The following is a 5,358-nucleotide window of genomic DNA, read 5'->3' on the forward strand; positions in this document are numbered from 1 at the left end:
TCGACAAGTCGTTCGGCGCCCCGCGCATCACTAAGGACGGCGTCACCGTCGCCAAGGAAATCGAGCTTGAGGACAAGTTCGAGAACATGGGCGCGCAGATGGTCCGCGAGGTTGCCTCGAAAACCAACGACATCGCCGGCGACGGCACCACCACCGCGACCGTGCTTGCCCAGGCGATCGTTCGCGAAGGCGCCAAGGCGGTTGCATCGGGCATGAACCCGATGGACCTGAAGCGCGGCATCGACAAGGCCGTCGAAGCCATCGTGGTTGAGCTGAAGACCAATGCCCGCAAGATCACCAAAAATGACGAGATCGCCCAGGTTGGTACGATATCGGCTAATGGCGACGCCGAGATCGGCCGCTTCCTTGCGGAAGCCATGCAAAAGGCCGGCAATGAGGGCGTCATCACGGTCGAGGAAGCCAAGACCGCCGAGACCGAACTCGAAGTCGTCGAAGGCATGCAGTTCGACCGTGGCTATCTCAGCCCGTATTTTATCACCAACCAGGACAAGATGCGTGTCGAGTTGGAAGAGCCCTATGTGCTTATCCACGAAAAGAAGCTGTCTAATCTGCAGGCACTGCTCCCGGTGCTGGAGGCTGTCGTTCAGTCATCCAAGCCGCTGCTGATCATCGCCGAGGATGTGGAGGGCGAAGCGTTGGCGACACTGGTCGTCAACAAGCTGCGCGGTGGCCTGAAGGTCGCTGCCGTCAAGGCGCCCGGCTTTGGGGATCGTCGCAAGGCGATGCTGGAGGATATTGCCATCCTCACCGGCGGGACCGCGATCTCGGAAGATCTTGGCATCAAGCTTGAGAATGTCACGCTGGCGATGCTCGGCCGCGCCAAGAAGGTGGTGATCGAAAAGGAGAACACCACCATCGTCGACGGGGCCGGCTCGAAGAGCGAAATCCAGAGCCGCGCTAGCCAGATCAAGGCGCAGATTGAGGAGACGACCTCCAATTACGATAAGGAAAAGCTGCAGGAGCGGCTAGCCAAGCTCGCCGGCGGTGTCGCCGTCATCCGGGTCGGCGGCTCGACCGAGGTCGAGGTCAAGGAGCGCAAGGACCGCGTAGACGATGCCATGCATGCGACGCGCGCTGCGGTCGAGGAAGGCGTATTACCGGGTGGCGGCGTGGCGCTTCTGCGTGCGGCCAAGGCACTGGACAGGGTTCAGGCCGAGAATGAGGACCAGAAGCACGGTGTCGAGATCGTGCGCCGCGCGATCGAAGCGCCCGTGCGACAGATCGCCGAGAATGCCGGCGCGGAAGGATCGATCATCGTAGGCAAGCTACGCGAGAGGCCGGAATTCGGCTGGGGCTGGAACGCACAGACCAACGCGTTTGGCGACCTCTACAACGAGGGCGTCATCGATCCGGTGAAGGTGGTGCGGACCGCACTTCAGGATGCGGCATCGGTTGCCGGCCTGTTGGTGACGACGGAAGCGATGGTTGCCGAGAAGCCGAAGAAGGAACCCGCGGTGCCGGCAATGCCGAGTGGCGGCATGGATTTCTGACGAGAAACGGCGGTGTCCGCGCCCATGAGGCGCGGGCACCTGACAAATGGATAGAGCCATGAACGTGACGAACTTCAACGTGATTCCGCCGCCGTCACACGCGGCCACCGATCTGAACTACGAAGCGGAACTGAAGGTCGCGCTCGACCCGGTTCTAGACGATTTGTTGGACAGAACCGCGGCTGCGGGTTGGGACCGGCGGAAAACCGCGTACACGATAATGTTTTTGGCCGCTCGCAAACTTACGGACACCATGCCGAGCCCAGAAGCTACCCGTTCAACGAGCTAGTGCTAGCCGATCCCCGGACAAGCCTGGGATTTGAACTTTTGCGAGGAACTGCATGCGATCGAAGCGGTTGTCGCCGGGCTAGCCATTGCGATTTTAAGTGTCGTGGTCGGCCGCGAACTGGAAAACGGCTCCCTCACCAAGGCGCATCCAATGTCTCTGCCGGGCTACAGCTTTTATGTCGTCTGGATGCAGCACGGTCCGACGGGGTGGTGGAGCCCTTTCCTGGCGTGGATGAGAGCCGTGATCTAACGTCATTGCGCAGCATTGTGGTGCTCGGGCATCCCCACCATCGGACATCGACGCTCCGGCCCCATATTGTGGAGGGCAACTTCGCGCCTTTGAGCGGTCATTCGCCGCTTGTGCTAAGGCTGCTGGCTCAGGAAAGCTGCCGGCCTCAGAAACGGAAAGAAGTTACGATAGACCCGCACGCCGAGAGCCCTCTCTGATTGCGGCAATGGCCGCTGGATTGGTGACCGGGTACGTGTTGATGAACAATTCGGGAGTGAAGCTCGGGAACTCGTCCTTCAGTCGCGCAGCCATCTTGGTGGCCCGCATGGTTTCACCAAGCATCGCATGAGCCATTGCAAAGAACAGAAGCGTGGCAGGCGAGTCGGACGGGGACCGACGCAGCCCAACCAACGATTCCCGGTACAGGCCAAGGACAAAGCAGCAGCGCCCCAACATTCCAAAGTACCACGGAACATTAGGATTTAGCCGGATCGCTCGCTTGGCCAATTCGTAGCCATGCTTGGCATCGCTCCCAACCAGAGCCAAGCTTCCTGCAAGCAAGGCAAGTATGTCAGCGTTATTTGGGGACGACGCCAACACTCGGTCATGTTCTTCGACAGCAGCGTCGATGTCGCCCTGCAAAGCCCGAAGATCAGCGAGCATTATTCTTGCGTAAATATCGGCCGGATCGAGGGCCAAAGCTTGCTTGACACATGCGCTCCAGCTCTCAATCGAGACAGAAACATCATCGGAAAACCCGTTGCAAGCGTCCACAGCATGCGCAAGAGCCAGCGCGGTCCAGGCTCTTGCAAGACCCGGATCAAGCTCGACTGCACGCGTCAGTAGCCGTATCCCTTCCTTGTTCGAAGCTCGGGTGAAAAGGTGCTTCTGCTCAAGGCCAAGCAGGTAGCAATCATAGGCTTGCAAACTTGTTGGTGGCCTCCGACGCACTGCATCGCGTCGCAGGTTGGCGAGTTGACCGTGGCAAGTAGCAAGAACATTGATGACGTTTTCGGTCACGCTGTCCAGCATCGCAAACAGGTTTTCTGCAAACCGATCATAACGCGCTGTCCAAACATCGACCCCTGTGCGGGAGTCGACGAGTTGCACCCAGATGCGTACCCGCTGGCCCTCCGCTTGCACGGTTCCTTCCATCACATAGTCGGCACTCAACTCTCGTCCGATGGATCGAACATCATCGCGCCGCTCCTTGTATGAGAGCATTGTCTGGCGGGCTATCACGCCCAAGTCGGGGTAACGGGCGAGATCAACGATGATGTCCGCCGACAACCCTTCCGCGATACGCGTCCACCGTTCTTCTCCACCGAGGTTGTCAAACGGGAGAACTGCGACGACAGGCGGCCCCCACCGGTCTGTCGAAGGGCGTTCGAATGGTGACTGGTCGAGTCCTTGGAGGCGGCGATCCGCAAGCAACGCAGCGAGCGCCACTTTGCAGCGAACGTCGAGTTTCCGATAGATCGCCGACAGATGGGTCCGAACCGTGGCCGGCGCTATGAAGAACATCTCGCCGATTTCACGATATGTCATCCCCTGAGCGAACTTTGCCGCTATCATCCGCTCCCGGTTCGACAGAACGGTCAAGGGATTGTCTACGACTCTAAGCATTGCCCTCAACCTCGAACCGCTTTCGGCGAGAAGCCAGATCTAGCGAGGGCAAAAAGTACTACAAATGCGGGGTCGAAAACACCGCATTTGTGTGGTTCCGTCTGGCGGCCACCGGCGCTAGCGGCGCGCCTCATCGCGGTCGTGTTGAGAGGTCGTAACCGCATCACAAAAGCAGACATCGGCGTGTACAGGTGAGGAGGCTCGTTTGCGCCTCTAATTTAGGCTGCCATTGGTTGCCACTCGCGGAACGACCACTTTCTGCCTGTTGCGGCGATTTCGAGATCGGTCAATGGTTGGGCTGCTTTTGTGCCGGTGGTTCGACGCGACGCATCGTCCGAAAGAGGCGGAGGGCGCCTACTAGCTTGGCCGACCGATCCACCGCACGATTTCATAGGCAGGCATCGGGCGGCGAAAGCCCTTCAGCGTCAGTTCGCCAACAGGAACGGATTCGACCAGCGACTCAACAGCTCCGACGACCCGTTGGCTAACAAGAATCTGGCGCGATTTGGCCTCCTCGCATAAACGGGCGGCATGGTTCGACACAGTGCCGATGACGGCATAGTCCGAGCGCTGATCAAAACCGATGCGCCCGATGGTTGCGTGGCCTCTGGCAATGCCGATCCCAAAGCCAAGCAAATAGTCCCGCTTGCGCCATCGCTCTGAATGCTCGTCAATCGCGTCGCGCATTGCGGCAGCCATTGAGACAGCTCTCTCGCTGTGGTCGGCACATGGCAGCGGATCGTTGAAAACCACGACGATACCGTCGCCCACGAACCGCTCAAGAGTCCCCTCGTGGCGGACAATTTGTTCGCCAAGACAGGAATGATACTCCGCCAGAACTGTCATTACTTCTTCGGGTTCGGCGGTCTCTGCGAAGGCCGTAAAGCCGCGCAAATCGCAAAACACAACCGTCACCTCGCGGCGGTGGCTCTGCAAGAGCGCATCTCCATTGCCCGCCGCAACGATGAGGTCGGCGACCTGTTCGGGCAGGAACCGCCTGAGCCGCGCCATTCGCTCGAGTTCCGTCACCTGCTCAGCCACGGTTTGCTCGAGCGAGCGGTTCCAGTCGGAAAGTTGCGCGGCTTGGTGCTCAAGGCGTTTGGCCTGGCTCGCGACAATGTCGTGAAGCGCCTTCTGGCGCAACATCGAGCGCACCCGCGCTAGCAGCGCCCTGTGCTCGAAGGGCTTTGTCAGATAGTCGTCGCCACCAGCGTCCAGCCCCTCGACTAGGTCGCGCGTATCGGCCTTCGCGGTGACAAGAACAACGGGGATCGATCGCAGCGATTGATCGTGCTTGAGCATGCGGACCACACTGATGCCGTCGAGCTTCGGCATCATGATGTCGAGCAGGATCAGATCAGGCGTGAGTTCGCGGGCTTTCGCAAGCCCCTCTTCACCATCGGCGGCGGTTGCAACTTCGTAACCATTCGCCTCGAGGCGCATGCGCAGGATCTCAAGGTTTTCCGGAGTATCGTCGACCGCGAGAATGCGAGGCGGATCGTGCAAGGCGCTGCCTCCCTCAAGAAAGGAACCCGCGAATCTCGGAAAGCAGCTGGCGCGGACTGAATGGCTTGGCAATGTAACCATCGCACCCAGCAGCAAGGGCTTTCGCCTCGTCGCCCGACAACGCGTAGGATGTGACGGCGATGATCGGAATGTGCCGGAGCGCCGGGTCGGCCTTGATGCGGCGGGTCGCTTCATACC

Annotated in this window: 6 protein-coding genes; 3 read left to right on the forward strand and 3 right to left on the reverse strand. The window is 59.8% G+C overall.

Annotated features, from left to right (window positions below; all coding sequences use genetic code 11):
• The 3 genes from groL to EN742_RS22810 form a co-directional block, all read left to right on the forward strand.
• Positions 1–1,511 (forward strand): chaperonin GroEL (gene groL / locus EN742_RS22800; RefSeq protein ID WP_128333303.1); only part of this gene is annotated, 1,511 nt, incomplete at its 5' end.
• Positions 1,512–1,569: 58 nt separating this feature from the next.
• Complete coding sequence (locus EN742_RS22805) at positions 1,570–1,800, forward strand: hypothetical protein (RefSeq protein WP_126056334.1); 231 nt, start codon at positions 1,570–1,572, stop codon at positions 1,798–1,800.
• A gap of 30 nt (positions 1,801–1,830) precedes the next feature.
• Positions 1,831–2,049 (forward strand): hypothetical protein, encoded by a 219-nt coding sequence (locus tag EN742_RS22810; protein WP_189375525.1) that lies wholly within the window; start codon positions 1,831–1,833, stop codon positions 2,047–2,049.
• A 162-nt stretch (positions 2,050–2,211) separates the two neighbouring features.
• On the opposite strand, the gene EN742_RS22815 is transcribed toward EN742_RS22810, so the two are convergent.
• From EN742_RS22815 to EN742_RS22825, 3 genes are all read right to left on the reverse strand, one after another.
• Positions 2,212–3,630, reverse strand: a complete 1,419-nt coding sequence (locus EN742_RS22815; RefSeq protein WP_245455605.1) for a LuxR C-terminal-related transcriptional regulator — start codon at positions 3,628–3,630, stop codon at positions 2,212–2,214.
• 381 nt (positions 3,631–4,011) lie between these two features.
• A complete protein-coding gene (locus EN742_RS22820) occupies positions 4,012–5,160 on the reverse strand; it encodes a response regulator (protein WP_126056332.1) in 1,149 nt (382 codons plus the stop codon).
• A 13-nt stretch (positions 5,161–5,173) separates the two neighbouring features.
• A partial coding sequence (locus EN742_RS22825; protein WP_148670202.1) for a response regulator occupies positions 5,174–5,358 on the reverse strand: 185 nt, incomplete at its 5' end.

This window comes from Mesorhizobium sp. M4A.F.Ca.ET.020.02.1.1 (assembly GCF_004022645.1).
Classification (GTDB): Bacteria; Pseudomonadota; Alphaproteobacteria; order Rhizobiales; family Rhizobiaceae; genus Mesorhizobium.

Coding starts and splice junctions, on each gene's coding strand:
- EN742_RS22805 (WP_126056334.1), top strand. CDS start 1,570: ATGAACGTGACGAACTTCAACGTGATTCCGCCGCCGTCACACGCGGCC.